At 63.9% G+C, this 26,120-nt stretch carries 22 protein-coding genes; 11 read left to right on the top strand and 11 right to left on the bottom strand.

Going from position 1 to position 26,120, the window contains the following annotated elements; genetic code table 11:
* Positions 1-146 precede the first annotated feature (146 nt).
* Positions 147-1,388, top strand: a complete 1,242-nt coding sequence (locus YY7_RS0110870; protein ID WP_080663665.1) for an alpha/beta hydrolase — start codon at positions 147-149, stop codon at positions 1,386-1,388.
* A gap of 106 nt (positions 1,389-1,494) precedes the next feature.
* Here YY7_RS0110870 and YY7_RS0110865 read toward each other — a convergent pair whose 3' ends face one another.
* On the bottom strand, positions 1,495-2,664 hold the full coding sequence (locus tag YY7_RS0110865) for an MFS transporter (RefSeq protein ID WP_028163255.1): 1,170 nt from the start codon (positions 2,662-2,664) through the stop codon (positions 1,495-1,497).
* 284 nt (positions 2,665-2,948) lie between these two features.
* Here YY7_RS0110865 and thrS point away from each other — a divergent pair, with 284 nt between their 5' ends.
* Together thrS and YY7_RS0110855 are read left to right on the top strand one after the other, a co-directional pair.
* A complete protein-coding gene (thrS, locus tag YY7_RS0110860) occupies positions 2,949-4,994 on the top strand; it encodes a threonine--tRNA ligase (RefSeq protein WP_028163254.1) in 2,046 nt (681 codons plus the stop codon).
* 95 nt (positions 4,995-5,089) lie between these two features.
* On the top strand, positions 5,090-5,653 hold the full coding sequence (locus tag YY7_RS0110855) for a nitroreductase family protein (protein WP_028163253.1): 564 nt from the start codon (positions 5,090-5,092) through the stop codon (positions 5,651-5,653).
* A 203-nt stretch (positions 5,654-5,856) separates the two neighbouring features.
* Here the strand turns inward: YY7_RS0110855 and YY7_RS51335 are convergent, their stop codons facing one another.
* The 3 genes from YY7_RS51335 to YY7_RS0110840 form a co-directional block, all read right to left on the bottom strand.
* Positions 5,857-7,074 carry a lipase family protein gene (locus YY7_RS51335; protein ID WP_155255127.1) on the bottom strand — a complete coding sequence of 406 codons (1,218 nt, stop codon included), beginning with the start codon at positions 7,072-7,074 and terminating at the stop codon, positions 5,857-5,859.
* 66 nt (positions 7,075-7,140) lie between these two features.
* On the bottom strand, positions 7,141-9,609 hold the full coding sequence (locus YY7_RS0110845; protein ID WP_028163252.1) for a putative bifunctional diguanylate cyclase/phosphodiesterase: 2,469 nt from the start codon (positions 9,607-9,609) through the stop codon (positions 7,141-7,143).
* A gap of 289 nt (positions 9,610-9,898) precedes the next feature.
* A complete protein-coding gene (locus YY7_RS0110840; protein WP_028163251.1) occupies positions 9,899-10,963 on the bottom strand; it encodes a hypothetical protein in 1,065 nt (354 codons plus the stop codon).
* A gap of 218 nt (positions 10,964-11,181) precedes the next feature.
* Here YY7_RS0110840 and YY7_RS0110835 point away from each other — a divergent pair, with 218 nt between their 5' ends.
* The gene (locus tag YY7_RS0110835) at positions 11,182-12,234 is read left to right on the top strand and encodes a patatin-like phospholipase family protein (protein WP_028163250.1); all 1,053 of its coding nucleotides are present in this window, start codon (positions 11,182-11,184) and stop codon (positions 12,232-12,234) included.
* Positions 12,235-12,400: 166 nt separating this feature from the next.
* Here YY7_RS0110835 and YY7_RS0110830 read toward each other — a convergent pair whose 3' ends face one another.
* The gene (locus tag YY7_RS0110830) at positions 12,401-12,829 is read right to left on the bottom strand and encodes a CBS domain-containing protein (RefSeq protein ID WP_028163249.1); all 429 of its coding nucleotides are present in this window, start codon (positions 12,827-12,829) and stop codon (positions 12,401-12,403) included.
* 199 nt (positions 12,830-13,028) lie between these two features.
* The gene (locus YY7_RS0110820) at positions 13,029-13,826 is read right to left on the bottom strand and encodes a rhomboid family intramembrane serine protease (RefSeq protein ID WP_028163248.1); all 798 of its coding nucleotides are present in this window, start codon (positions 13,824-13,826) and stop codon (positions 13,029-13,031) included.
* A 270-nt stretch (positions 13,827-14,096) separates the two neighbouring features.
* Between YY7_RS0110820 and YY7_RS0110815 the strand changes: the two genes are divergently transcribed.
* Positions 14,097-15,026: a class I SAM-dependent methyltransferase gene (locus tag YY7_RS0110815; RefSeq protein ID WP_028163247.1), complete on the top strand. Its 930-nt coding sequence runs from the start codon at positions 14,097-14,099 to the stop codon at positions 15,024-15,026.
* On the opposite strand, the gene YY7_RS51330 is transcribed toward YY7_RS0110815, so the two are convergent.
* Positions 14,984-15,991, bottom strand: coding sequence for an acyl-CoA desaturase (locus YY7_RS51330; RefSeq protein WP_051396654.1), 1,008 nt, complete (start codon positions 15,989-15,991; stop codon positions 14,984-14,986). The two genes, YY7_RS0110815 and YY7_RS51330, sit on opposite strands and share 43 nt — an antisense overlap.
* Positions 15,992-17,006: 1,015 nt before the next feature.
* Between YY7_RS51330 and YY7_RS0110800 the strand changes: the two genes are divergently transcribed.
* Both YY7_RS0110800 and YY7_RS0110795 read left to right on the top strand, forming a co-directional pair.
* A complete protein-coding gene (locus YY7_RS0110800; RefSeq protein WP_028163246.1) occupies positions 17,007-17,561 on the top strand; it encodes a PAS domain-containing protein in 555 nt (184 codons plus the stop codon).
* Positions 17,562-17,624: 63 nt separating this feature from the next.
* A complete protein-coding gene (locus YY7_RS0110795) occupies positions 17,625-18,068 on the top strand; it encodes a cupin domain-containing protein (protein ID WP_028163245.1) in 444 nt (147 codons plus the stop codon).
* Positions 18,069-18,181: 113 nt separating this feature from the next.
* On the opposite strand, the gene YY7_RS0110790 is transcribed toward YY7_RS0110795, so the two are convergent.
* Positions 18,182-18,571, bottom strand: coding sequence for a COG4315 family predicted lipoprotein (locus YY7_RS0110790; protein ID WP_028163244.1), 390 nt, complete (start codon positions 18,569-18,571; stop codon positions 18,182-18,184).
* Positions 18,572-18,842: 271 nt separating this feature from the next.
* On the opposite strand from YY7_RS0110790, the gene YY7_RS0110785 reads away from it, so the two are divergent.
* From YY7_RS0110785 to YY7_RS0110775, 3 genes are all read left to right on the top strand, one after another.
* Positions 18,843-19,994 carry a DJ-1/PfpI family protein gene (locus YY7_RS0110785; RefSeq protein ID WP_028163243.1) on the top strand — a complete coding sequence of 384 codons (1,152 nt, stop codon included), beginning with the start codon at positions 18,843-18,845 and terminating at the stop codon, positions 19,992-19,994.
* 104 nt (positions 19,995-20,098) lie between these two features.
* The gene (locus YY7_RS0110780) at positions 20,099-22,456 is read left to right on the top strand and encodes an Orn/Lys/Arg decarboxylase N-terminal domain-containing protein (RefSeq protein ID WP_028163242.1); all 2,358 of its coding nucleotides are present in this window, start codon (positions 20,099-20,101) and stop codon (positions 22,454-22,456) included.
* Positions 22,457-22,462: 6 nt separating this feature from the next.
* Positions 22,463-23,020, top strand: coding sequence for a GNAT family N-acetyltransferase (locus tag YY7_RS0110775; RefSeq protein WP_028163241.1), 558 nt, complete (start codon positions 22,463-22,465; stop codon positions 23,018-23,020).
* 14 nt (positions 23,021-23,034) lie between these two features.
* Here the strand turns inward: YY7_RS0110775 and YY7_RS0110770 are convergent, their stop codons facing one another.
* The 3 genes from YY7_RS0110770 to YY7_RS0110760 form a co-directional block, all read right to left on the bottom strand.
* Positions 23,035-23,439: a hypothetical protein gene (locus tag YY7_RS0110770; RefSeq protein ID WP_245287252.1), complete on the bottom strand. Its 405-nt coding sequence runs from the start codon at positions 23,437-23,439 to the stop codon at positions 23,035-23,037.
* Between the two features lie 11 nt (positions 23,440-23,450).
* Complete coding sequence (locus YY7_RS0110765; RefSeq protein WP_028163239.1) at positions 23,451-23,672, bottom strand: hypothetical protein; 222 nt, start codon at positions 23,670-23,672, stop codon at positions 23,451-23,453.
* A 125-nt stretch (positions 23,673-23,797) separates the two neighbouring features.
* Positions 23,798-24,751 (bottom strand): cation diffusion facilitator family transporter, encoded by a 954-nt coding sequence (locus YY7_RS0110760; RefSeq protein WP_028163238.1) that lies wholly within the window; start codon positions 24,749-24,751, stop codon positions 23,798-23,800.
* Between the two features lie 137 nt (positions 24,752-24,888).
* Between YY7_RS0110760 and YY7_RS0110755 the strand changes: the two genes are divergently transcribed.
* On the top strand, positions 24,889-25,443 hold the full coding sequence (locus YY7_RS0110755) for a DedA family protein (RefSeq protein WP_028163237.1): 555 nt from the start codon (positions 24,889-24,891) through the stop codon (positions 25,441-25,443).
* Positions 25,444-26,120: the final 677 nt, after the last annotated feature.

Genomic DNA, 26,120 nt, shown 5'->3' with positions numbered 1-26,120 from the left:
TCCGGATGGGGAAATTTTCCGGAAGCTTAACGTCACCTAAACACCGGTGCGCTCAGATTCGGCGTTTGCCGGGAGTTCGGGGTAGCGGGTGGATGATCGGGGCAGCGAACCCAACATTCCAGAAGTGTGATCGCGCGAACCGGCCAATGCCCCCGGCCGCGCGGTCGCGCTGGCCGAGGTCTCCGTGGCGCTGGGTCGCGACCGCCTCGCTGCTTCTACCGCTCGCGACCGTGCTGGCTCAATGCGGCAGAGCGCCCAGCGCCTCGGCGCTCGCGGCGAACACACACGCGGTTGCGAGCGATACGTTTGTGGATCGCTTCCCGGCACCATCGTTCAAGGAACGCTTCCCGACCGAGCAGGAAAGGCTCGTGCAGCGCCAGGTCACTGCGTCGGCGTCGGCATCCGAGCCGCAGCCGCAGCGTCCCGCGCCGGTCCGGACGGCTTCGCTGACACCCACGCTCAATCTGCCGAAGCCGAGCGAGCGCGAAGAGCTGACCACGCTGGTCAGCATGAAATCCTCCGCCTTCCCTTATTTCGGCAACAACCCGCGCTCGGATGCGCCGTTCCTGAATGTCACGGACGGCAGCCGCAAGGGCCATCGCAGCTATTCGGGCCGCGTCTATTGGCAGGACGAGACCTACAATGACAGCCGCGTCCTGATGCACGTGCCCGAGAATTTCGACGTCAGTAAGCCGGGCGTGATCGTGGTGTTCTTCCACGGCAATGGCGCAACCCTCGAGCGCGACGTGCGCGACCGCCAATTGGTGCCGCAGCAGATCTCGGACTCCGGCGTCAACGCGGTGCTGCTGGCGCCGCAGATGGCGGTCGATGCCGCCGATTCCAGCGCCGGAAAATTCTGGCAGCCCGGCGGCTTCAAACGTTTCCTCGACGAATCCACCTCCCACCTCGCCCGCCTCTATGGCGATCCCAAATCGGCGGCTGCCTTCGCCAACATGCCGGTCGTGATCGTCGGCTATAGCGGCGGCTTCCTGCCGACCGCCTGGAGCCTCGAGGTCGGCGGCGCGACCAGCCGCGTGCGCGGCGTGGTGCTGCTGGATGCGGTCTATGGCGAACTCGACAAGTTCGCCTCCTGGATCGAGAACAACCGCAGCGGTTTCTTCGTGAGTTCGTATACCCGCTACACCAAGCGGCATGATCAGGAACTGATGACGATGCTCAGGAACAAGGGCATCCGCGTCCGCGAGAGCATGGACGGGCCGTTGCAGCCCGGCAGCGTCGCGTTCGTGCAGACCCCCGACGGCGTCACCCATCGCGATTACGTCACGCTGGCCTGGACGCAGCACCCGGTGAAAGAAGTGCTGGTGAAGATGGCGGGAGGCGCATCGCTTGCGCGGATCGCAAGCGCTCCGGCATCGGCGAGTCGCTAGAGCGTGACGACTTTTCTTCGAATCGTCATCCCGCTCTGGCTCTTTGTTTGAGCATGATCTTTTTCGGAAAACCGGTCTCCGCTTTTCCGGATCATGCTCTAGTTCATCACTTCGCCGCCGCGTGGCGCGGCCTGGTCAGCAAGATGGTCGCAAGGGCCAGCGCGACGAAAGCCGCGGACACATAGCCTGCGCCGTGCAGCCAGCCGTGCGCGAACAGAGCGCCGCCGATCGCCGAGCCGATCGCCTGCCCGATGTAGAGCACCGAGGTGTTGAGCGACACCGATGCCGATGCAAGCGCCGGCGCCGCCGCGACCAGCCGCACCTGCTGCATCGAATTGGTGGAGGCAAAGCCGAGCCCCCAGATCGCAACCGAGGCGGCCATCAACGCATAGATCCCCGCGCTCAGCGCCCATCCGGCAACGCCGGTCAGCATCAGCGAGGTAAACAGCACCGACGTCCGATACGGCCCCCAGGAATCGACGATGCGGGTTGCGATCATGACGCCGATGAAGCCGCAGACGCCGTAAAGGCCGAAGACGAGCCCGATGGCGTTGGGGCCGGCCCCAGTCAATCTTGCAAGCAGCGGCCCCATGAAGGTGAAGATGACGAACTGGCCTGACATGTGCAGCGTCGTGATCGCCAGGAGCACGAGCACCATCCGGTTGCGGCCGAGCTCGATCCAGGTCTTCAGATCGACGGGCGCGCCGAGCAATTCGTGCGGCAATCGCCACAACAGCAGCGCGCAGCTCACGCAGCCGATCAGCGCGATGCCGCCATAGGCGGCGCGAAAGCCATAGTGGCTTGCAATAAAAGTGATCAGCGGCAGCCCGACAGCAGCCGCGAGCGACCAGCCGAGGAAAATGTAGGCGATGGTCGAGCCGCGCCGCTCGACCGGTACGATCAGCGCGCCGGTGCCGGCCGCTTGCGGCGTATAGAGCGCGCCGATCGCCAGCATGATGAGGCGAATGACCAGAAGGCTCGCGTAGTCAGGCGCCAGGGCGGAGGCAAGATTGGTGACCGTGAGCACCGCGAGCGTGACGCCGAGCAAAGTGCGGCGATCGATACGGCTGGTCAGCCATGCCGTCAGCGGCGAGCCGATGCACAACACCATCGCACCGAAGGTGATCAAGAGCCCCGCGGCGTGGATCGAGATATCAAGTGCACCGGACAGTTCCGGAAGCATCCCCGCCGGCGCCAGCACGGAGCAGCCGGTGACGATATTTCCCAGCATCAGGGAGGTGGGCGCAAAACGGCGCGTGGCGGGCATCCTTTTCATGCAAATGCATGTAAACCAGGCGGGCGAAGAAGAAAAGGCCAGATGTCAGCGCTGGCCATGAAGTTCGTCGATCGGTCACATTCGCGAACGAACTCGCGGCGCGGTTGCCGGAGCGCCATCGAAACCTCGCGATACCAGCGATTGAAGCGCTCGCGAGCGCGACAATCCGGCCGATTGCCCGCCGATTTCTTGATATTGCCGGATTGCGTCGGCCCAATCGCCTGCTATATCGCTGCTTCAGCTTACCTGCGCTCGTTCGCAGGAGTGAGCCACAGGAGAATGTCATGCCCGACGAGCACAAGTCCGAGTCCGGATTCCAGTACAGCCTCAGCAACCTGAAGCCCGCCCAGCCCGTGGAAAAAGTCACCCTCACCTTCCCTGACGGGGCGAAACGCGAATTCCCCAGGAACACCACCGGGCTCGATATCGCCCAGGGCATCTCGCCCTCGCTGGCCAAACGCACGGTGGCGATGGCGCTGGATGGCGTTCTGTATGACCTCAAGGATCCCATCACCGAGGATGCCAAGATCGAGCTGATCTCGCGTGACGACGCGCGCGCGCTGGAACTGATCCGGCATGATTGCGCCCATGTGCTGGCGGAAGCCGTGCAGTCGCTGTGGCCGGGGACGCAGGTCACGATCGGCCCCGTGATCGAGAACGGCTTCTACTACGACTTCTTCCGCAACGAGCCGTTCACCCCGGAAGATTTTGCCGCCATCGAAAAGAAGATGCGCGAGATCATCGCGCGCGACAAACCGTTCACCAAGGAAGTGTGGTCGCGCGAGAAGACCAAGGAGGTGTTCCGCGACAAGGGCGAGGCGTTCAAGGTCGAGCTGGTCGACGCCATTCCCGGCAACGAGCCGATCAAGATCTATTTCCAGGGAGACTGGTTCGATCTCTGCCGCGGTCCGCACATGACCTCCACGGGGAAGATCGGCAACGCCTTCAAATTGATGAAGGTCGCGGGCGCCTATTGGCGCGGCGATTCCAACAATCCGATGCTGACCCGCATCTACGGCACGGCCTTCGCGAAACAGGACGATCTCGACGCCTACCTCAAGCAGATCGAGGAAGCCGAGAAGCGCGACCATCGCAAGCTCGGCCGCGAGCTCGACCTGTTCCACTTCCAGGAGGAAGGCCCGGGCGTGGTGTTCTGGCACCCCAAGGGCTGGACCATCTTCCAGCAGTTGATCGCCTATATGCGCCGCCGCCTCGCCGGCGACTACCAGGAGGTCAACGCGCCGCAGATCCTCGACAAGGTGCTGTGGGAGACCTCGGGCCATTGGGACTGGTACCGCGAGAACATGTTCGCGGCGCAGTCCGCCGGCGACGAGGCCGAGGACAAGCGCTGGTTCGCGCTGAAGCCGATGAACTGTCCGGGGCATGTGCAGATCTTCAAGCATGGTCTGAAGAGCTATCGCGACCTCCCCTTGCGGCTTGCCGAATTCGGCGTGGTGCATCGCTACGAACCGTCAGGCGCGATGCACGGGTTGATGCGCGTGCGCGGCTTCACGCAGGATGATGCGCATGTGTTCTGCACCGAGGAGCAGCTCGCCGACGAGTGCCTGAAGATCAACGACCTGATCCTCTCGACCTACGGCGATTTCGGCTTCGAGGGCGAACTCACCGTCAAGCTCTCGACGAGGCCGGAAAAGCGCGTCGGCACCGACGCGATGTGGGACCATGCCGAACGCGTGATGGCGACCGTGCTGTCGGAGATCAAGGCCAAGGGCAGCAACCGCATCAAGACCGAGATCAATCCGGGCGAAGGCGCGTTCTACGGGCCGAAGTTCGAATATGTGCTGCGCGACGCCATCGGCCGCGACTGGCAGTGCGGCACGACCCAGGTCGACTTCAACCTGCCGGAGCGGTTCGGCGCGTTCTATATCGACCATGACGGCTCGAAGAAGGCGCCCGTCATGGTTCACCGCGCGATCTGCGGCTCGATGGAGCGCTTCATCGGCATCCTGATCGAGCACTATGCCGGCAATTTCCCGCTCTGGCTGGCGCCGGTGCAGGTGGTCGTCACCACCATCACCTCCGAAGCCGACGAATATGCCAAGCAGGTGGTGGCCGAAGCACGGCGCGCCGGCCTGCGGGTGGAGATCGACCTGCGCAACGAGAAGATCAACTACAAGGTCCGCGAGCATTCGCTGGCGAAGATCCCGGCGCTGCTCGTGGTCGGCAAGAAGGAAGCCGAGACCCATTCGGTCTCGGTGCGACGGTTCGGCAGCGAAGGCCAGACGGTGATGCCGACTGCGGACGCCCTCGCCGCACTGGTCGACGAGGCGACGGCGCCCGACATCAAGCGGGCGAAGTCGCTGTCCTGATGCTTTAATCCGTCTAAACTCGCTTCCGGTCGCGGGCGTTCGCCCCTATCTCGTGGCAAGAATGTCCGCGACCCGCCAGTTTAAGGAAAGCAGCAGTGCCCGACGCCATAGAATTGTTGAAGACCCGCCGCTCGGTGAAGCCGCGCGAAATGACAGGCCCCGGCCCCTCGCCGACCGAGCTCGAGACCATCTTGACGATCGGCGCGCGGGTGCCGGACCACGGCAAGCTCGCGCCCTGGCGCTTCATTGTGTTCGAAGGCGAGGCGCGCAACCGCGCCGGCGATGTCATCGCGAGCGTGTTCGCCAAGAAGAACCCGGGCGCGCCGACGGCCGATATCGAGGTTGAGAAGCGGCGGCTCACCGATGCGCCGCTGGTGATCGGCATCGTCAGCTTCACCAAGCCGCATCCGAAGGTGCCGCCGTGGGAGCAGGAACTCTCCGCCGGCGCCAGCGCGATGAACATCCTCACCGCGGCGACCGCGCTCGGCTATGGCGCGTGCTGGCTCACCGGCTGGTTCGTCTTCGACCGCGATGTGCTCGACGGTCTGGGCCTCAAGCCCGACGAGAAGCTCGCAGGGCTGATCCATATCGGCAAGCCGACCAAGCCGAACGAAGACCGCCCGCGGCCGGCGCTGTCGGATATCGTGACGCGGTTCTAGCGCTTCTCCCTCGCCCCGCTCTTGCGGGGAGAGGGTCGGGGTGAGGGGTTGCTCCGCGATCACGGTGACAGATGAGTTGGCGGAGACTCCCCCTCACCCGAAATTCAAGCTGTGCTTGAATTTCGACCTCTCCCCGCGCGCGGGGCGAGGTGCACCCGAGCTCGCTTCTTGATCCGAAGAAAAGCCGCGCGCCGGAGACAGCCTCAGAACGACTTGCGGGTGCAGCCCTTTGGCGGCGGCTCGCCTCCGAAACGCGCCGCGGTCCATGCCATGAGTGGCTGCTCGAGCTTTGAGCCCGGCTGCACCATGCCGTGGTCGAGCCCCACGAAGGTCCAATATTCGAGCCGTTGGCCGGCGGCGCAGCGCTCCTCGACATAGCCTGCGGTCGCCGCCGGCGGCACCACGTCATCCTCCGCTCCTTGCGCGATCACCACAGGCGCCGCGATCGGATGGTCGGCGCCATTCTGCGCAAGCCTTGCGGCAAGCGCCGGGTTGCTGCGTGTCGCCAACGCAGGCCCCTCGAACGTTGCGGTGAGCGCCGCCGCCCGCACCGGCTCCTCCTCCGGCAGGAACCCGCACAGGCCCGCAATCTCGCGCGCGGCCGCAAGCGCCTCCGGCCGAACCGCCTGCTCGAAGCTAATGTCTGGATAGAAGCGGCTATAGGACAGCGCGACATACGGCCCGAGCCGCTTGTCGACCCCCTGGTTCATCGCAAAAATGTCCAGCAGATTGGTGCCCGGCGCGATCGCGGCAACGCCCGCGATCTCGATCTCCGGCGCGTAGCGTGGACCGATGATGCCGGTCCACAACGCGGCGTGTCCGCCCTGCGAATACCCCCACACCACAGTGCGCGGATCGAGCGTCAGTTCGGGCATCTGCCGTGCGGCGCGGACCGAGTCAAGCGCGGCGCGCGCCTCGCCCTCGCCGATGAGATAGGGATGCGGGCCGCCCTTCTCGGCAAACGAGTAGTCGGTGGCGACGATCACCCAGCCTGCTCGCACGATCCGATCGAGCACCGGAATCCCCACGGCCGGGGCCGATAGCAGCGACGGCATGCATTTCTGCTGCATTCCGATCGTGCCGTGCTCCCAGGTGATCACGGGGCGCGGGCCCGCGGGCGGATCGATCGGCGCAAACACGGTCGCGACGGCGGTTGCACGCGTGGTGTCGTTTACCGTCGTCGTGTAGAGGATGCGCCAGCCCCGCACGCCGGCCGGCAGCCTGACGTCCCGGAGCGGCTCGCTGCGCAGGAGCGCGCCTGGTTTATCCGGCACTTGCGCCGGCGGATCATAGAACGCATCGGGCGCCCGCACCGTGACGCCGGCAAACATCTCTTGAGCCGAGGCTTCGAGCGGCGTGCCAACGGCGCCCGCAAGCAAAAGCAGCGGCACTGCGAGCTGGATTACGCGAGCGACGGTCATGGCCCGCGCCCAATATCGCCGCGAGCCGACAAATTTGCGGCGGAGACCGCCGCGCGACAAACGGCGTCAGGCCGCCTTCGATGCGCGCTCGGCAAAGCCTGCGAGCAGCGTCGCGATCTCGTCCGCCGGCCGCGCCGCGCTGAACAGGAAGCCCTGCACCTCGTTGCAGCCTTCGGCGCGCAACCAGTCGAGCTGATCAACCGTCTCGACGCCCTCTGCGGTGGTGGTGATATTCAGGCTGCGGCCGAGGCCGGAGATTGCACGCACGATCGCCACGCAATCGGTACGGCGCGCCAGATCCTTGACGAAGGAACGGTCGATCTTGATTTTGTCGAACGGAAAGCTGCGTAAGTAACTCAGGCTGGAATAGCCGGTACCGAAATCGTCCATCGAGATGCTGACGCCGAGCTCGCGGAGCTGATGCAGGATCGCGAGGTTGGCTTCGGTCTCGGCCAGGAACACGGATTCCGTGATCTCGAGCTCGAGCCGTCGCGGCGACAGGCCGGAATGCGCCAGTGCCGAGATCACCGCCTGCACCAGATTGCGGCTGCGGAACTGCACCGGCGACAGGTTGACGGCGACCTTGATCTCCTGGGGCCATTTCATCGCTTCCGAACAGGCTTCGCGCAGCACCCATTCGCCAAGCTGGACGATCAGGCCGATGTCTTCGGCGACCGGCACGAACTCAGCCGGCGAGATCATGCCCTTTTCCGGATGGCGCCAGCGCAATAGCGATTCGAACCCGCTGATCTTGTCGGCGGCGATGTCGACCAGCGGCTGGTAATGCAGCTCGAATTCACCGTTGGCGAAGGCGTGGCGCAGGTCGCGCTCGAGATCACGGCGCTTCTGCGCCTGGCGGTCCATCTCGTGCTCGAAGAAGCGATGCACGCCGCCGCCGTCCGACTTGGCGCGATAGAGCGCCATATCGGCGTTGCGCATCAATTCCTCCGAGCTGGTGCCGTCGCCCGGCGACAGCGCGATGCCGACACTCGCGCCGACCATCACTTCGATGCCGTCGATGTCGTAGCACACGCTCAGCGTCCCGATCAGGCGTTCGGCGAAATCGCTCGCCTCGTTCGGTGTGACATCGGAGAGAACGATCGCGAATTCATCGCCGCCGAGCCGCGCGGCCAGATTGTCGCCGGTGATATCGGCCGTCAGCCGCTCGGCGACCTGCTTCAGGAGCCGATCGCCCATCGCATGGCCGAAGGAGTCATTGACGTTCTTGAACAGGTCGAGATCGACGCACAGCACCGCGACACGCTTGCTCCCCGACTTGCTCCGCTGCAGCGCCTCGCGCAGGCGGTCCTGGAAGAAATCGCGGTTCGCCAGATTGGTCAGGCCGTCATGATGGGCCATGTAGGCGATGCGGGCCTCGGCCTTGCGCCGCTCGGTGATATCGACCAGAGCCACGAGGTAGCCGTCGCGGCCATCGAACGAAACGCGGCGGCCGAAAGTCAGCACATGGATCTCGCTGCCATCCGCCTTGATGTGCCGCCAGTCGCGGCTGGAATGGTAGACGTCGCCGATCTCCTGCAGCGCCTTGCTGTGGGGCGCCCATTCGTCTTCCGGCCAGATCTCGCGCAACTTCATGCTCAGAAATTTCTCGCGCGAATAGCCATAGTGCTGGACCGCCGCGTCGTTCACCCCAAGGAATTCCATCGTGGCGGCGTCGAACACCCACATCGGCATCGGGTTGTTCTCGAACAGCAGACGGAACGAGACCTCGCGCTGCTTCAGCGCCGTGATATCGGACAAGGTCAGCGACAGCATGTCGCCGAATGCCGTGACGGCAAGCCGCAGGCAGCGGTCCTCGCTCTCGATCTCGAACTGGGTGCCGCTGGTCCTGCGGAGGGTCTCGCGCAGCCGCTCGGTCACGTCGGAGGCGCCGAGCAGGTTTCCACCTGCGCTGAGCCGCTGCCACAACAGCTCGTGCTGGGGCCGCTTCAAGAGCTTCGCCGCGCCCTGATTGAGATGGATGATCTGGAAATCGAACGGCTCGCCGCGCGGATCGCGAATGGCGGCCAGCGACAGCACGCCTTCATCGGTCGCCGCGAAGATCGTATCGAGCAGATTGTATTGCGCGCCGCGCTCGTTGACGTAGGCCCCGATCAGCGTGCCGCCCCAGCGCGAGCAGGTCGGCAGCGCCAGCACGTCATAGGTGCGGACCAGGCCGTCGCGCACGCAATGCGCCGTGGCAAGATAGGGCCGGTCATTGAGGGCCGCGTTGGCGGCGGCTTCGCCGAGCGCGGTCGCGCAATCCGGCGGCAGCTCGTTCAGCGCCATGTCCCAGCGGTCGTCATTCAGCCACTGCTGGATGTAGCGGCCGGGTTGCGAAACGGCGAGCGTGCCGCCCCTTTCTTTGAGCAGGACGATGTGGTCGGCGAGCCGGCCGAGGCTGCCGAGCATCACGTCCTCATAGCGGGGCAACCTGTCGCCCGGACGCAATGCGGCTTGCCACTTGCGCTTGAGCACCGGGACGTCGCCGAACATTTCTGTGTTGAATTTTCCCGACGACTTCTTCGCCGCACTCATGACGCGCCCCGAACCACCAGATCATGGTCCGACGAAGATCGGATCACGACCTCACTTCACATTCGAGCATGATCACGGCGCAAACGCTCCGCGTTTGTCGCGAGGGAAAACCGGCTTCCCCTGTCCGATTTCATGCTCCAGTCCCCGCCCGCATCCAAATCAGGCTCGCTTAAAGCAATGTAAAGATTGCGCGGGCGACGGGACGCCGGCGCTATTATGACAGTTCAAAGTCAGATCTTGGTTAGTGCGCGTTAGAGACTATGACAGTCGCTCAAAATTTTACTCGTATCTAGCGCGCGATGACTTCCACCTCGCCGTCGACGCCGTTGACGACGTTGAAGGGCCGTTCGAACACCTTGCCCTCGTTCTTGGCAATGGCGCGGTACTCGCCTTCTGAGAGCACGACGCGGGGGAAGGCGCCGATCGATTCCTTGATGACGTCGCCGCCCGGCGTGATCACCGACCATGCGGTATTCGCCAGCGCCTCGCCGCCTTTTTCGCCGACGAGCTTCAGCGTGATGACGGCCGCGCGATGCATGACGGTCGCGTCGGTGAGCTTGCCGGCCTGGACGCGGATGTCGGAACGCACCACCGAATTGGCGTCGCCATAGTTGGAGACGATGTGATAGGTCCCCTCCGGCAACAGCGCGACGTCGCCGGCGGCGACATTGGGGACCAGGGCGCCGCGGTCCGCTCCGTCGAACTGGCTGCCCTTGTAGATCGCAAACGAAATCTGGTTCGGCGGAATCTTGCTGGAGCCGACCCGGCCTTCGATCCGCAGGCCGCCGGCCGGCAGGATGAAGGACTCGCGATCGGTCTCCGACTTCAGGCTCACGGCGCGCACGGCGCTGACCAGGCCGAGCGCCACGTGGACCACGTAATTGCCCGGCGGCAACACGATGTTGGGGGTGGCGCCGCGATCCTCGCGGATCAGCTTGAAAGTGCCGTTGTCATCAGGCTTGTCGGCAAAGACCCGCCATACCAGGCCATTGTTGATGACCGGCAGATCCTTGCCATAGCGGGCGGTCAGCGACAGCACCGCCTGGTTCGCAGTCTGCACCCCCGGCGGCGGCCCGGCCGGCGGGGCCGTGGTGGTCGAGGGCTGCATGATCGTCGGCTGGGTCAATGGGGCCGGCAGGCTTGGTGCCGATCCCGCCCCGGAAGGCGGCGCGAGGTTAATCGCGGGCCCGGCATCGGGAACCGCGGCCGGCGGTACCGGGGGCGGCCGCTCACCAAACCATTGCGCCGAAACGGCGGTCGGAACCGCTAATTCCAGGGCGAGAACAAGCCAAATCACCGAGCGAAGCAGCACGCCCCGCCCGCATCGTCCGATGCGATCGCCCCAAACAGTCATGGAATGATGCTTTTCAACGAAAACGCGGCAAATTCAAGCCTCCGTAGTCCTGCAGGGTTGCTGTTGTGGAACCCACGCTTCCACCCTGGCCTGGCGGTCGCGCTCAAGTCACAATCCCTCCCTACGCGCTATGCTCCTAGGGCATAAACCATGCATGCGAACGATTCTGGCGGCGCCTCGTCGCGGAGCCTAATCTCGCGTCGGCAGGAGAAGTCAGAGTGTTGGATAGCTGGATGGGCCGGAGCCAGAAGAGCGCCGATGGCTCCGAGAAGCTAGGCCTTGGCGCCCAGCGGCGGCCCGTGATCGGACTGGCACTGGGTGGCGGCGCCGCACGCGGTTTTGCCCATATCGGGATCGTCAAGACGCTGATCGCGCACGGCATCATTCCGAATGTCGTGGTCGGCACATCGATCGGTGCCGTGGTCGGCGGCGCCTACGCGGCCGGCCATCTCGATACGCTGGAAGCCTGGGCGCGCAGCCTGCAGCCGCGCAACATCTTCGGCTATCTCGATATCCGCCTGAACGGCTCGGGCCTGATCGGCGGCACCAAGCTTGCCGCCGAGCTCGAAGCCTCGATCGGCCAGACCCAGATCGAGGATCTGCTGGTGAAGTTTGCGAGCGTCGCGACCGAGGTGCGGACCGGCCATGAGATCTGGCTGACCCACGGCCGCGTCGTCGATGCGATGCGCGCCTCCTACGCGCTGCCCGGCATCTTCGCTCCGGTCCTGGTCGGCGACCGCTGGCTGGTCGACGGTGCGCTGGTCAATCCGGTGCCGGTCTCGGCGGCGCGGGCCTTTGGCGCGGAGATCGTGATCGCCGCCAATCTTTCCAGCGACGTCTTCAACCATTCCACGACGATCTATTCGCACGGCCAGCCGACCGAGGTCACCGTCGTGCCCGAAGTCGTTCCGGACCCGGTCCCGCCGAAGCGACGCTTTGGCAAGTTCTTCTCGGCCGAGCGCACCATGAAGCGCGAATTCTTCGGCAGCGGCACGCGGCCCGGCATCTCGACCGTGATGGTGGACGCCTTCAACATCATGCAGGACCGCATCACCCGCGCGCGGCTCGCCGGCGATCCGCCGGACCTCTTGATCTCGCCGCGGGTCGGCAAGATCGGATGGTTCGATTTCCATCGCGCGGATGAGCTGATCGCGCATGGCGTTCGCGCCGCCGAGCGCGCGATCGAGTCGATCCAGGAGGCGATCGACATCCTGGTGCCGCCGGCAGCGACTACGGCTACCGGCGCAGCCCCCGACGAGACCAAGGAATAGAGCGTTTTCGAGCGAAGCATGCCCTCGGACTTGATCCGAGGGTGGACACCGGTTCGCATAGCAATCAAGTTTACGCAGATTGCGTAGACTTATCTGCGCAGAAAACGCGTCAAGACAAAAACCTAGAGCTTCGGTTCTGATTCCATCAGAACCGAAGCTCTAGATTTCAGGCCGTCTTGATGTAGTCGCGCAGCGCTTCCTGCTCGGCTTCGTATTCCTGGACCCGGCGCTTGACGATGTCACCGATCGAGATCAAGCCGACCACGCGACCGTCCTCGAGCACGGGCAGATGGCGGAATTTTCCGAGCGTCATCATTTCCATGATGCCGGCAACGGTGTCGGACGGACGGCAACTGACGACCTTCTGCGTCATCACCGCGCTGACGGGCTCCTCGAGCACGCCGGCGCCGCGCTCGCCGAGCACGCGAACGATGTCGCGCTCCGACAAGATGCCTTCGATGCCGCCTTCCTTCATGACCAGCACGGCGCCGATCTTGCGCTCGCCGAGTGTCTTGATCGCATCGGTCAAGGTCACGTCCGGCGGGACGCTCGTGATCTGATGACCCTTGGAATCGAGAATGGAACGTACCGTCATTGCCGCCTCCTGAATCCCTGCCGCGCCTCGACCAGGAGGCGCGACATCGTTCGCGAGTCTTCAATCAACAGTTCCGCGCAGTTTTCGTTTCCGGCGCGGTGGGCAACAAGCGCGGCCATCATGCAGCGCAAGAGGCGGCAGCTTGCGTCACAACTTTCAATCAATGATGGATGAAATCGCCCTCAGCCGCAAGCGGCTATCAGACGCGGTCCGGTCCGTCAGGCGACAACGCATCTGCAGCATGACGGCGTTCCCGCGGCACCGGATCGAACAACGAGAACAGCACGAGCCCGGCCAGAAACCCGCCGATATGCGCCTGCCAGGCGACGCTGGCGCCGTCGGCTCCGATCGCGATCGAGCCGATCCCGAAGATGAGATTGACGCCGAACCAGACCGCGAGAAAGGCGAGCACGCGACCATCGCGCAGCGCGCGCGACAGCGACAGCGCCGGCACCTTTGCCGCTGCCTCCGCGTCGCCGCGGCTGAAGGAGAGGAAGCTGCCCTTCACGAAGGCAAAGCGGATCGCGGCCGCCATGGTGCCGGAGACGGACGCGGATGCGCCGATCATCGGCGCGATCGCATGCTCATGCGTCAGGAGATGCGCGAGCGCACCGGCAGCCGCCGTGACCGCCATGAACAGATAGAAGCGCAGCGCGCCGAACCGCCGCGCCAGCGCGCTGCCGAACGGCAACAGCCAAAGCACGTTGAAAATGATATGGGTGAGGTTGGCGTGCAGCAGCGAATAGGTAACGAAGGTCCAGACCTTGGCGCCCTCGCCGCCGGGGAAGGTGATGTTGAGCAGCGTGGAATCGTAGCGCTTCGGAATGAAGCCGAAGACGTCGATGGTCCAGTTTTCCCACTCCGGCGGCAGCAGCACGCGCAAGTGGATGAGCGCGATCAGCGCGATGTAGGCGGTCAGCGCCGGAGGCAAGGTGAGGATCGGCTCGTGCGGACGATCCGGCGGCGCATCTTGCGGAGGTTCAAACTGCGATTCCAAGGGACTGATGACCTTAGCGCGGCGCGGATGGGCGATCATCCCAGATAGGCGGCTTTGGCCGCATTGTGCAAGTGCACAGGTAAGAAAGAATAAGAGCGGGCCCTGAGAATGCTAGCCTACCCCTGAAATCATTCCACGATTCTAGAAAAACCGGCGGCCTTGGCCCCAACCAGCGCTCATCCCGCACGTGATCGCCAAGGGTTGCGGTGGGGTATGAGCCGATCATAGTTTGGGGTACTCTCTCGAATACCTTGATTTCCTGGAGCTGTGATGGCCAGCACTCGCCTAACCGACACCATTCTCGAAACCTCCGCGGCGGCAATCCCCAATCTGGGGGCGTCGAAAGCCGAGATTCAGGCCCACTACGACCGCGAGCCGCGGCTTTACGAGCGGTTTCTCGGGCCCAATCTTGCGTATTCGGCTGGCATTTGGAACGAGCCCGGAAATCGCGACACGCTTGAGGCGGCGCAACTGCGCAAGCTCGATTGGCACATCGATATGTCTGGAGCGGACAGCGCGCAGCGTGTGCTTGACGTCGGGTTCGGCTGGGGCAGCCTCATCAAGCGGCTGATGGTGCGCAGGCCGGACATCGACTATGTCGGCCTGACGCTTGCCGACAACCAGGCCGAGTACGTGCGAAGCTACGCCCCGCGGAACTTCGTGACCGAGATTTCGGCTTGGCAGGACTATCAGTCGAATCGCCCGTTTGACGCGATCGTGAGCCTCGAGGCGATGGAACACTTTGCCGGCAAGGCGGCGGATCGTCAGCAGCGTATCGAGGCCTACAGTCTGTTCTTCGAGTTCTGCGCTCGCACGCTCAGGGTCGGTGGCCGGGCTTCGATCCAGGTCAACGGTTGGGGCAACATCGAGCTCGGCAGCGAGGCCCGCCACATCAGCCAAAGCGGAATCGACGGTTTCTGGCTCGAGGGCAACTTGCCTCACGCCAGTGAGATGCTGCTCGCCAGCGAACGCTGGTTTGACCTCGTGCATCTCGAAGGAAAGCCGCGCGATTACATCTACACGCTGCGAGCCTGGTTAAGGAATCTGCGGAGCCAGGAGGCCGATCTGGTTGCGCTCGTGGGGCGCGAGATGGTGAGCGATTACATGCATAATCTCAAGACGTGCCTGGACGCCTATCTCGCCGGCGCCGTGACGCTCTATCGCTTGGTGCTCGAGCGCAAGGGATCGGTCGTCGGCTGAGCGGCCCGCGCTGCAACGAGGTGCTGGGCAGGCACACGCACCTTTGTCGCCCAGCCCATGGCCTCGAAACCGCGCAGCGCCCAATAGCCGGGGTCGATCTCGCCCGGGAAGAGCGCGAAGCTTGCCGACCAGGGGAAGGCGTGATGGTTGTTATGCAGCCCCTCGCCGTTCATGGTGAGAGTGTTGACCAGCGCGCTGTTGCGGCTGTCCTCGCGTGTCTCAAAGCGCCGTCGGCCGAAACGATGCGCGATCGAGTTCACCGCCCAGGTGCAATTGAGCTGCCAGAGTGTGCGCAGCGGACCGCCCGCGAAGAAGCCGGCCCAGAATCCATCCATCGTCCCGTACCAGGCGAGACCGATGAAGCCGGGTATGATCCAACTGGCGGCGACCCACAGCCAATACCAACGATCAACCCAGCGAACGACCGGATCGCGGCGTAGATCGCGCACGTAGTCGACGTACACGCAGTAGGCGTCGGACATCACCCATCCAACATGGCCCTGGAAGAAGCCTCGGATGGCGCCGACAATCCCGGCTCCGCGCGGGCGCGGTGAATGCGGGTCGCCGGGCCGGTCGCTGTATCGATGATGCTTGCGATGGATCGAGACCCATCCCAGGATCTGGCCCTGCATGGTCATCGCACCAAGAATTCCGAGCGCCGCCGCGAGCGGCGCACGGGCGACAAAGGCGCGATGGCAGAACAAGCGATGGTAGCCGAGCGTGATGCCGAGGCCGGTGACGAAGGTCACGGACAGCAACAGCAAAGGCTCAAACCAGGTGATGCCGTGGACCGAGAACCACCATGCGCCTGCGATGCTGCCCGTCACCACCAGGACAAGACTGAGGATCGACAGGACCTGCAGCAGCTCGATGCGCAGAACGGGCCCCCTGGGCGTGCGGCCAATCACAATTGTGGGCGGCCACCGGCGCTCAGCGGCAGGATATATCTCCGATGTGTCCATCATTTGAGTGTTCGCATGAAGCGCGCTCGGTGTCACGCTGCTTTGTGTCGCGCTGTGCTCTCGACGACTTGTCGCAGGTTCCGGGTGCGCTACAGCTTCTTAGAATAAGTTCAACTTGACGCTTGGCACTTCAAGCCACCGAATCGTTCAATTCCCCACCTTGGCTATCGAAGATGGCAGATTTCGTCCAACGGAACGCCCGCCACGTTAGCGTGCCCACACCCAGCTCTCCACAATCTGCGGCTCGTAGATTGTCTAGATCGGCATCTGGCCGCACTGCACCGCGTCCTCTTGGTTCTCCAGAACAAACTCGACAGCCTTCGAGATGTCGCTCACAGCTCGTCTTCGTCTCGGAGGTTATAGATCCGCTTGGAACGGCGCTCCCATTCGTCGTACGAACAGACGTGTCGTGGCTGGGTCGTGTGGAGGCACTCACGTTCCCAACCGTGTGTGCGCCTGCCCCCTGAAGCGCCGCACCGACAACGGCGCAGCACCCGCTACATCCGGAACGGGGCGAAGGTCATCTGGGCGTTCCCGAGATCGGTTCCCGCCAAGAAGGCGTTCTGGAAAACGGCGGGCCAAACCGGAAACGGAGCCAGGATCGAAGCCAGAAAGTCGGGGAAAAATCAAGCAGATAACGCCTGCTAAAGGCATTGAGGGCGAGCCCTGAGAAGGCCCGCCCTCTGCTGCTGTCGGTCTTGTCGCGCCCAGAGGGAACGGGAGCACATCCCACCCCTCCCCGCCCGATGACCTGATTGTTCGACGCCACCTGTGTACCAACCCGCTGGCCCCTGGAGAACGGCCGGCAAGGAATGAGCGGACAGTAGAGGGGCATACGGGCGGCGCCAAGCTCATAGTTAACTTAACGTTAACGCCGCAAAGCTGCCGGAAAGCTTGCGAAAACGTGGCCGCGGCATGGACGCTGCAAAGTTCCCCTGCACTACTGAGAATGAATGCGCTTGCGCAAAAACCGGGACAGATGTGTCCCGGCGCGGCGAGCGCGAGGCAAGGTTCTTGAATGAAGCATCCAGGAAGCCGCGAATTCTTCGCTTGTTGGGACAAGACGCGTGGCAACGCGCGCGCGCCCGATCGCTGCGACCTCGACCCCGAGGCCGTTCGCGAGCGGCTCGGCGACATTTTTGTGCTGTCCTACGAGCATGAGGCGGGCTTTCCCTTTCGCGTCGCCGGCACGCGCGTCTGCGCCCTGCTCGGCCGCGACCTCAAGGACAAGAGCTTTTCGGAGCTGTTCACCGGTGAGAGCCGCCGCCAGGTCGAGGATGTCGTCGCCTTTGTCGCCGAGGAGATGCTGCCCGCCGTCGCCGGCGTCACGGCTTCGAGCCAGGCCGGCACGCCGGCGCATCTCGAATTGCTGCTCCTTCCCTTCAACAACCGCGCGCACGTGCCGGTGAGCCTCACTGGACTGCTGGCACCATTCGAGACCGTTGCGACCACGCTCTCCGATTTCACGCTGACCTCGTGGCGCTATCTGCACCCGCCGGAAAGATTTGTGCCGCGCGCGCTGCGAAAGCTCGCGATCGCGCGCGGATTCATGGTCTATGAGGGACTGCGGTAACCGCTGACGCGGCTGCGCGATCCGGCTATCATCCCTTTGGTTCAACGAAACCGGAGGAACGCCATGGACGCTGCTACGCCGCAGGCGCATCAGACTGCCGACACGCATTCCCATCTCGTGCGCCCGCAGGAAATGGACTGGCAAAAGACCCGTTTCCCTGGCTGCGAGGCCAAGACGCTGCTGTTCGACCGCAAGACCGGCTTGATGACGGCCTTGATGCGCTTTGCGCCAGGTACGGTGCTGCCCGACCACGAGCACGTCAATATCGAGCAGACCTATGTCATCGAGGGTTCGCTGGTCGACAAGGAAGGCCCGGCGCAGGGCATTGCCGCGAAAGCGGGCGAGTTCATCTGGCGTGAGGCCGGCAGCCGCCACGTCGCCTGGTGCCCCGAAGGCGGATTGATCCTCGCGATCTTCCAGGTGCCGAACAAGTTCTTCGAGGCCGACGGCCGCGTCGTCGACGCGGCTGGTGCGGACTGGGACGAGGCGTGGGGACACACGAAATAACGGCCCGCCGACTTCTTTGCATCCCCGCGCGAGGCAGGTGTGCAAGCCAACTAGCGTGAACGGCGGATCATGCTGCGCTGATCCGCCTCTCGCATTATTGCGAGCTCAGCTCATCACGGCTGCGCAAGATGCCAGGCGCCGTTGAGGAAGCCGTCGCCGGTGATGTCGCCGGGCTTCTGATCCTTGGCGAAGGTGTAAAGCGGCTTGCCCTTGTAGGCCCACTGCTTGGAGCCATCATCACGGGTGATGATGGTGTAGCCCTCGCCCGCCTTGTCGCTCGCCTCAGCCTTCAGCACCGGCCAGTTTGTCGCGCAAGGACCATTGCAGGCAGACTTGCCGTCAGTGTCCTTGTCAAAGGTATAGAGAGTCATGCCCTTCGCATCCGTCAGCACACTTCCCTTCGCGGTGGTTCCGGTCTTGGTCGGCGGTGCGGCAAACGCCACGGAGACCGTCGCTAGGGAAATGGCGGTGGCGAGTGCGAAACCAATCGATGGGTTCTTCATGATAGCTCCTGTAAGGAAATAGCTTGCATGAGTAGGACATACGGAGGCGCGTTCTATTCCGCCGGAGAGCACGAGGAATTTTTTCGCTACGTCTGCTTGACGAGGGGAATAATTCGGCAAGTGGCTTTCGACGAAATTCACCGATCCGCCCCTGTCCATTCATTGCCCCCTGTGTCGGTTTTTGCCGGATTTGCGTCATTTCGGAGCGCGGCGTGAGCGAGTAAGTTGCGCGGAGGGGGCGAGGTGACGAATTCGTTGAGCGACGTAAGCAATGAACTGGCGGCTTTTCGCGTGGGGCGGTGTTGCCGCCGCCGCGCTTTTCTTGACCATTGGTGGTGGCTGGCTTCTGACGCTGCCCTCGCGAGCTGCGTCTGCAAACGCGCCGCCGATCGCAAGCCAGGAGGGTGATGCGACCATCGCGGCGTTGAAGCCGCCGAAGCGGCAGCGACCGCTGATCGCGATCGTCGGCATCAATGAGCAGACCGAAACCACCGACTATCTGATGCCCTATGGCATCCTCAAGCGCGCCGACGTCGCCGACGTGGTGACGCTTGCGACGAGACCCGGACCGGTGACGCTGTTTCCGGTGCTGAAGGTCGAGCCGGATGCCACCATCGCAGCGTTCGATGCCGAGCACCCTGATGGCGCCGACTATGTCATCGTCCCCGCCATGAGCCGTGACGACGATCCGGTCGTCGTGCAATGGATCAGGCAACAGGCGCAAAAGGGCGCGATCGTCATCGGTGTCTGCGTCGGCACCATGGTGGTCGCCAGTACTGGACTGCTCGACGGCAAGCGCGCGACGACGCATTGGTACTCCCTGAAAGACCTGCGCGAGAAGCATCCGACGATCCATTACATCAGGGACCGCAGGATCGTGGTCGACCAAAGCGTTGCGACCACAACGGGGATCACAGCTTCGATGCCGATGTCGCTCACGCTGGTCGAAGCGATCGCCGGCCGCGAGAAGGCAGAAGCCGTTGCCCGCGACATCGGCCTGCCCCATTGGGATGCCCGCCACGACAGCGGCGCGTTCCAGTTCACACGACCGTTCGCGCTCACGGCGATCGGGAACACGCTCGCGTTCTGGAACAAGGAGCAGCTCGGCATCGCGCTTGCGCCCGGCATCGACGAAGTCTCGCTCGCGCTCGCCGCCGACGCCTGGTCGCGGACCTATCGTTCGCGCACCGTGACCTTTGCCGCGACGGCGGAGGCGCAGCCAAGCCGCAACGGCCTGCGCATCCTGCCCGATCAGGTCGCGGCCCAGTGGCCCGCCGAGCGATTGCTGCAACCGGTCGGATCACTGGCGCCGGCGCAGGCGCTGGACCAGACCTTGCTGCGGATCGAAGCACGCTATGGCGATCGCACGGCCGATTTCGTCGCCATGCAGCTCGAATATCCGAGGCAACGCGTACCGGATTGAAGCGGCGTCGGCTCGCCACCAACAATTTTCCCCCGCGGGCGCCACCGTCATCTGCCTGTCACGAAATGTGCCGACTTCTCGCTCGGACCATTTCGAGGACACCGATGGACTATTTCCGACGCTTCACCTTCCTGTTCGCGGCGCCCGTATTCGATCCGGAGGATCTCGAGGGCATCCGCTTCAACCAGATCATCGACGAGATCCAGCGCTCCGGCTTCGAGGTCGTGCGCGCCCGCAAGCTCGAGGATGCCGAGATCGCGGTGCAGACCGACGCGGCGATCGGCTGCATGGTGGTGGACTGGGGCAAGAAGGGGCTGGAGGGCAAGACCGCATCGCTGATCAATTTGATGCGGCGGCGCGGCCTCGACTTCCCGATCATCCTCCTGATCCGCCGCAAGCGGTTCGAGGACCTGCCGGTCGAGGTGCTCGACTTCATCGACGGCTATGTGTTCCTGTCCGAGGAAACGCCGCCGTTCATTGCCAAGAATTTGATCAGCCGCCTCAAGCAATATGCCGAGACGCTGAAGACGCCGTTCTTCGGCGCGCTGGTCGACTATGCCGAAGAGGGCAACCAGCTCTGGACCTGCCCCGGCCACAATGGCGGCGTGTTCTACAGCCGCAGCCCGATCGGACGCGTGTTCGTCGAACATCTCGGCGAGGCCGTGTTCCGCGACGACCTCGACAATTCCGTGCTCGACCTCGGCGACCTCCTGACCCATGAGGGCCCGGCACTGCGGGCGCAGAAGGAAGCCGCCAGGATCTTCGGCGCGGAGAAGACTTATTTCGTGCTCAACGGCACCTCCACCTCCAACAAGGTCGCACTCGGCTCGCTGGTCACCGACGGCGACCTCGTGCTGTTCGACCGCAACAATCACAAGGCCGCCCACCATGGCGCGCTGCTGCTCGGCGGCGGCATCCCGGTCTATGTGCCGACCGTTCGCAACGCCTGGGGCCTGATCGGGCCGATGCGCTGGGACATGCTCGACGAGACGTCGCTGCGCGAGCGCATCCGCAACCATCCGCTGGTCAAGGACAAGGAGGCCTGGAAGCGGCCCCGTCCCTTCCGCGTCGCCGTGGTCGAGCAGTGCACCTATGACGGCACCATTCATAGTGCGGAGATGATCCTGAGGCGCATCGGTCATCTCTGCGACTACATCCTGTTCGACGAAGCCTGGGCCGGCTTCATGAAGTTCCATCCGATCTATGCCGGCCGCTTCGCGATGGGCCTTGCCGACCTCGGCCCCGAGGCGCCCGGCATCATCGCCACGCAATCGACCCACAAGCAGCTCGCCAGCTTCTCGCAGGCTTCGCAGATCCATGTCCGCGACCGCCACATCAAGGGCCAGAAGCGCCGGGTCGAACACCGGCGTTTCAACGAGAGCTTCATGCAGCACGCCTCGACCTCGCCATTCTATCCGCTGTTCGCCTCGCTCGACGTCGGCGCGCAGATGATGAAGGGCCGCTCCGGCGAGGTGCTGTGGGACGACACGATCCGGCTCGGCATCGAGCTGCGCAAGAAAATCCGCGCCACCCGCCGCGAGTTCGAGGAGAACGAGGCGCGTCCCGAGCGGCGCTGGTTCTTCGAGCCGTTCGTGCCGGATCGCGTGATGATCCCGGACGTCGCGCGCGAAGGCGGGGCGCACAATGTCGCCTGGGAAACCATCTCTACCGACCAGCTCGCGACCAACCCTGCGTTCTGGCAGCTCAAGCCTGACGATAGCTGGCATGGCTTCCCGGAGATGACGGCGGGCTTTGCCATGACCGACCCGAACAAGCTGACGCTGCTCACGCCGGGATTCGACCATGCCACGGGCGCGTATGCCGAACACGGCATCCCCGCCCCGGTGGTGGCGCAATATCTGCGGGAGAACCGGATCGTGGCCGAGAAGAACGACCTCAACTCCCTGCTCTTCCTGCTCACCCCCGGCGTCGAGGCGAGCAAGGCGGGGACGTTGATCTCGGGGCTCGTCGCCTTCAAGAAATTGCATGACGACAATGCGCTGCTCGAAGACGTGATCCCCGAATTCTTCCGCCGCCGGCCTGCCCGCTATGCCGGCGTGCGCCTGCGCGACCTCTGCGGCGACATGCACCGCTTCTTCCGCGCGGCCGATGTGAGCGCGCTGCAGCGCAAGCAGTTCCTCCCCGAGCATCTGCCCGAGATCGCGATGTCGCCGCGCGAAGCGTCACGCTACCTCGTGCACAACGACGTCGATTATCTCCCGATCGGCGAAATTTCGGGCCGCATCGCCGCAACGCCGTTCGTGGTCTATCCGCCCGGCATCGCCACCATCGTGCCGGGGGAACGGCTGTCGGAACAGACGCGGCCGATGATCGATTACCTCAAGATGTTCGAGGCATCGTTCAATGCGTTCCCGGGCTTCGAAGTCGAGATCCAGGGCGTCTACAAGGAAATCGACGATGCGGGCCGCGTGCGCCTGTTCACCTACGTGATTTCCGAGTGACGGCCGATGAACGAAGAGCGGATCATCGTCAGGGCCTCGCGCGAGGCCGATGTCGAAGCCATGCTGTCGATCTACCGCCGCCACATAAGGCGCGGCGTCGACGACAGCGTCGAGGACAGCGGGGTGCCGGAGCCGGATGATTTCCGCGACCGGCGGAAGAATTTCCGCAACCATCGCCTGCCCCATCTGGTCGCGACACGCGACGGCGAGGTGGTCGGCTATGCCTATGTGGTGCTGTTTCGGAAGCGGCCGGCCTATCGCTATGCAGTAAAGCATTCGATCTATGTCCGTCACGACCAGATCGGCCGCGGCATCGGGCGCCTGCTGCTCGGCGAATTGATCGACGCGTGCGCGGCGGCCGGCTTTCGCCAGATGATCGGCTATATCGACAGCGACAACGCGGCCTCGCTGGCACTGCATCAGCGTTTCGGCTTCGCCCGCGCCGGCCTGTTGCCGGGCGTCGCCTATCGGTTCGGCCGCTGGGCCGACACTGTGATGGTGCAGCGCTCGCTCGGCCCCGGCACCACCGAGCCGCCGCCACCAGCCCCGCTGTCGCGACGCTAAGCTGCGACGGCCGGCTATGTCGGCCGCCAGCGCACGGGGAAGCTCCGCGCCACCGCGAGCGCCGAGCGCTCGTTGGCCTCGAGCGCGATCTTCTGCGCCAGCATGACGTCGCCGGCCACCAGCGTATCCCTCGGCACGAAACACCAGCCCGCATGCAGCCGGCCGAGTTCGTCCAATTCATAGATGTTCATGCCGGTGCCGTGCCGGATCCGGTAGCGTTTGCCGGAGTGGCAGCCAACGACGTCGAAATAGCCGCTCGTCTCGTACTGCACGAGCTGCTCGGGCGTCAGCCATTCCTTCAGCAGCGCCAGACCGCGCGACTGGCTGTCATCCAGTACGCAATATTCGACGAACCGCCGCCAAGCCGCGCGCGAGAGCCGCGCGGCCTCGGCGAACGCCCGCGACAGCCTGCCGGACATGACGTACCGGCCTAGCCGCCGACAAGTCGCGGATAGAACAGCGTCTCTTCGGCCTTCGGATCGAAGGAACGGACCACGGTCGGCTGTCCCGACATGTCCCGCACCGCAGCGGTGTAACCGCTCTTCATCAATGCGTCGAAGCGCAGTTGCGCTTCGCGCAGGGCCTTCTCGTCGGCGGGATTGAAATTGTGCCGGCTGTCGCCAGTGTGATCCATCACGATTTGCGTCGCCATCCCCGCACTCCCTTGCTGGATGAAACTGCAAAGCTAATGAGAGATTAGGGCGAAAGTTCCGACAGCGCCAGTGCAAAGTCGCGAGAGACCTTTCGATTTCGCACGCCGGCATGATCGCCTCAATTTTAGCCACCGCCGAACCGGCCGCGGCGCACCGCCTCATAACGGTGGCGGGTTTGTGGCTTGATGAACAGCGAGACCACTTCGGGATGCGCCGCGCGGATCCGCTTCTCCAGCGCCTCGACGCAGCGCTCGATGTCCGGAGTGCGCAATTCATCGGAAAATTCCAGGCTGAGGCTTGCCACAATCTGGTCCGGGGCGAGGTGAACGGTGGTGACGCCGTTGACGCCCTCGACGCACGGCTCCTTCTCGGCGAGCGCCACGATCGATGCGTTGATCGCGCTATGTGCGGGTTCGCCGATCAGGAGCTCCTTGGTTTCGCGAGCCAATAGCCAGGCGGTTGCCGCCAGCACCAGGCCGATCAGGATCGAGCCGACACCGTCGATTTCGGGCCGTTGCAGGCGGACCGACAAATAGATGCCGAGCGCGGCAATCGAGATGCCGATCAGCGCGGCCGTATCTTCCAAGAGCACCATGAAGGACGGCGGATCCTTGCTTTTCCGCACTGCCTCCAAATAATTGCTGCCGCCCTTGGAGGCGCGAAATCCCTTCAGCGCGAACCACCATGAGGCGCCCTCGAACAGAAATGACAGCGCCAGCACGACATAGCTCACCATCACATTCTCGATCGGGATCGGGGTCATCACATGCAAGACGCCCTCATAGAGGGAGACGCCGGCGCCCAGCGCGAACAGCAGGATCGCGACCACGAAGCTCCAGAAATACAGCTCGCGGCCATAGCCGAGCGGATGGCTTGCATCCGGCTCCAGGCTGGACCGATGGTAGCCGTAGAGCAACAGCGCTTCATTGCCGGTATCGACCAGCGAATGCACCCCTTCGCTCAGCATCGAGGAGCTGCCGGTGAACAGCGCCGCGGCAAACTTTGTCACGGCCACCAGGAGATTGCCCGCCAGGGCCGCATAGACAATTTTCTTTGATCGCGACGAAACCCGGGCCATGGTTCTCTTTACCGCAATTCCAAACTGCGGATGACGCAACGCGTTCCGCAGGCAAGAGTGATGTTCCTGGAACCGGCTTCCCCATCGTGGATTTCCAGTGGCGGTGACGGCGAAGGCGGATCGGAAGCGGCGGTACCATGTCCCTCGAAGATTCCGCCCGGCATGTCGTCGAGTTCGTCAGGGATCACCGCGCCTGGGCGGCGCCGATCGTGTTCGCCCTCGCCTTCGCTGAATCGCTCGCCTTCCTCTCGCTGCTCGTGCCGGCCTGGGCGGTGCTGGTCGCCATCGGCGCGATGATGCGGAGCGGCGGCATCGCCTTCCTGCCGATGCTCCTTGCCGGCGCGCTTGGTGCAGCGTTCGGCGACTGGCTGTCCTACTGGATCGGCGGCAAGTTCGAGCATTCGATCGCCAGGATGTGGCCGTTCTCGCGGTATCCTCATCTTCTGGTGCACGGCGAAGCCTTCCTCAAGAAATGGGGCGTGCTCGCGATCTTCATCGGCCGCTTCTCCGGCCCCTTGCGCGCCTCGGTGCCGATCGTCGCCGGCATGCTGCGGATGCGGCAGCAGCCGTTCCAGATCGCGAATTTCGTCTCGGCGTTCATCTGGGTCGCGGTGCTGCTGCAACTCGGCGACATCGGCGGGATCGTGTGGGCGTGGCTGTGGGAGCATGTGGTGCAGCGGTTTTGCCGGTGAGCGGCGCGCTCGCTGACGCCGTCATTGCGAGCGGAGCGAAGCAATCCATCTCGCCACTTTCGGAGGCATGGATTGCTTCGCTCCGCTCGCAATGACGGGTGGTGAGTTCCGATACAAATTTCAAACAGCGAGAGGATGTGCGTTCGCATTCTCGCGGCACGAACTGCCCGAGCTTTGCATCACGTTCCGCCCTCTCGAAGCACAGAGGGCGCAGGGAAAACCGGGTGCTGGTTGCACCCGTGGGTCCCGTGCAACAAAAAGCACGGGGGTAGGACCACAGGTTCAACCGATTCACACCGGCTTTCCCTGCGCGATGGTGTTACGGCTTACTTCGCGCTCTCCCCGGTGACCGGGCTTTCTTGCCACCGTCGCCTCTCGCGCGAACTTGTTCGCGCAAAAGACTTAGCGCCAGCGTCGGGGCGCCAGGACCACACGACTTCGCCGTCCACGGATAGCTGCGTTCGTCTGTCGCAGCACCCGCGTCCACCGCATCTCACCGCAACGTTCGTGACGATCGCGAGCCGCCCCTCATTCGCGTGAGACGCGCGGAGTTAAATCACTGATTTGCCCGACGACGGAAGCTGAATATTTTTCGCGCGAGGGATGGACAGACTTTCGAGTGATTTGCCCGACGGGCACTTTTTGCATAGCTCGTTGCATAGCTCGATAAAATTACT

It is taken from the genome of Bradyrhizobium elkanii WSM2783, from assembly GCF_000472865.1.
GTDB lineage: Bacteria > Pseudomonadota > Alphaproteobacteria > Rhizobiales > Xanthobacteraceae > Bradyrhizobium > Bradyrhizobium elkanii_A.
This window is presented reverse-complemented; position numbering and strand designations above follow the sequence as displayed.

Coding starts and splice junctions, on each gene's coding strand:
- YY7_RS0110775 (WP_028163241.1), top strand. CDS start 22,463: ATGAACGAAGAGCGGATCATCGTCAGGGCCTCGCGCGAGGCCGATGTC.
- YY7_RS0110765 (WP_028163239.1), bottom strand. CDS start 23,672: ATGGCGACGCAAATCGTGATGGATCACACTGGCGACAGCCGGCACAAT.
- YY7_RS0110780 (WP_028163242.1), top strand. CDS start 20,099: ATGGACTATTTCCGACGCTTCACCTTCCTGTTCGCGGCGCCCGTATTC.
- YY7_RS0110845 (WP_028163252.1), bottom strand. CDS start 9,609: ATGAGTGCGGCGAAGAAGTCGTCGGGAAAATTCAACACAGAAATGTTC.
- YY7_RS0110760 (WP_028163238.1), bottom strand. CDS start 24,751: ATGGCCCGGGTTTCGTCGCGATCAAAGAAAATTGTCTATGCGGCCCTG.
- YY7_RS0110755 (WP_028163237.1), top strand. CDS start 24,889: ATGTCCCTCGAAGATTCCGCCCGGCATGTCGTCGAGTTCGTCAGGGAT.
- YY7_RS0110815 (WP_028163247.1), top strand. CDS start 14,097: ATGGCCAGCACTCGCCTAACCGACACCATTCTCGAAACCTCCGCGGCG.
- YY7_RS0110830 (WP_028163249.1), bottom strand. CDS start 12,829: ATGACGGTACGTTCCATTCTCGATTCCAAGGGTCATCAGATCACGAGC.
- YY7_RS51335 (WP_155255127.1), bottom strand. CDS start 7,074: ATGACCGTCGCTCGCGTAATCCAGCTCGCAGTGCCGCTGCTTTTGCTT.
- YY7_RS0110800 (WP_028163246.1), top strand. CDS start 17,007: ATGAAGCATCCAGGAAGCCGCGAATTCTTCGCTTGTTGGGACAAGACG.
- YY7_RS0110795 (WP_028163245.1), top strand. CDS start 17,625: ATGGACGCTGCTACGCCGCAGGCGCATCAGACTGCCGACACGCATTCC.
- YY7_RS51330 (WP_051396654.1), bottom strand. CDS start 15,991: ATGATGGACACATCGGAGATATATCCTGCCGCTGAGCGCCGGTGGCCG.
- YY7_RS0110770 (WP_245287252.1), bottom strand. CDS start 23,439: ATGTCCGGCAGGCTGTCGCGGGCGTTCGCCGAGGCCGCGCGGCTCTCG.
- YY7_RS0110785 (WP_028163243.1), top strand. CDS start 18,843: ATGAACTGGCGGCTTTTCGCGTGGGGCGGTGTTGCCGCCGCCGCGCTT.
- YY7_RS0110865 (WP_028163255.1), bottom strand. CDS start 2,664: ATGAAAAGGATGCCCGCCACGCGCCGTTTTGCGCCCACCTCCCTGATG.
- YY7_RS0110870 (WP_080663665.1), top strand. CDS start 147: ATGCCCCCGGCCGCGCGGTCGCGCTGGCCGAGGTCTCCGTGGCGCTGG.
- YY7_RS0110790 (WP_028163244.1), bottom strand. CDS start 18,571: ATGAAGAACCCATCGATTGGTTTCGCACTCGCCACCGCCATTTCCCTA.
- thrS (WP_028163254.1), top strand. CDS start 2,949: ATGCCCGACGAGCACAAGTCCGAGTCCGGATTCCAGTACAGCCTCAGC.
- YY7_RS0110840 (WP_028163251.1), bottom strand. CDS start 10,963: ATGACTGTTTGGGGCGATCGCATCGGACGATGCGGGCGGGGCGTGCTG.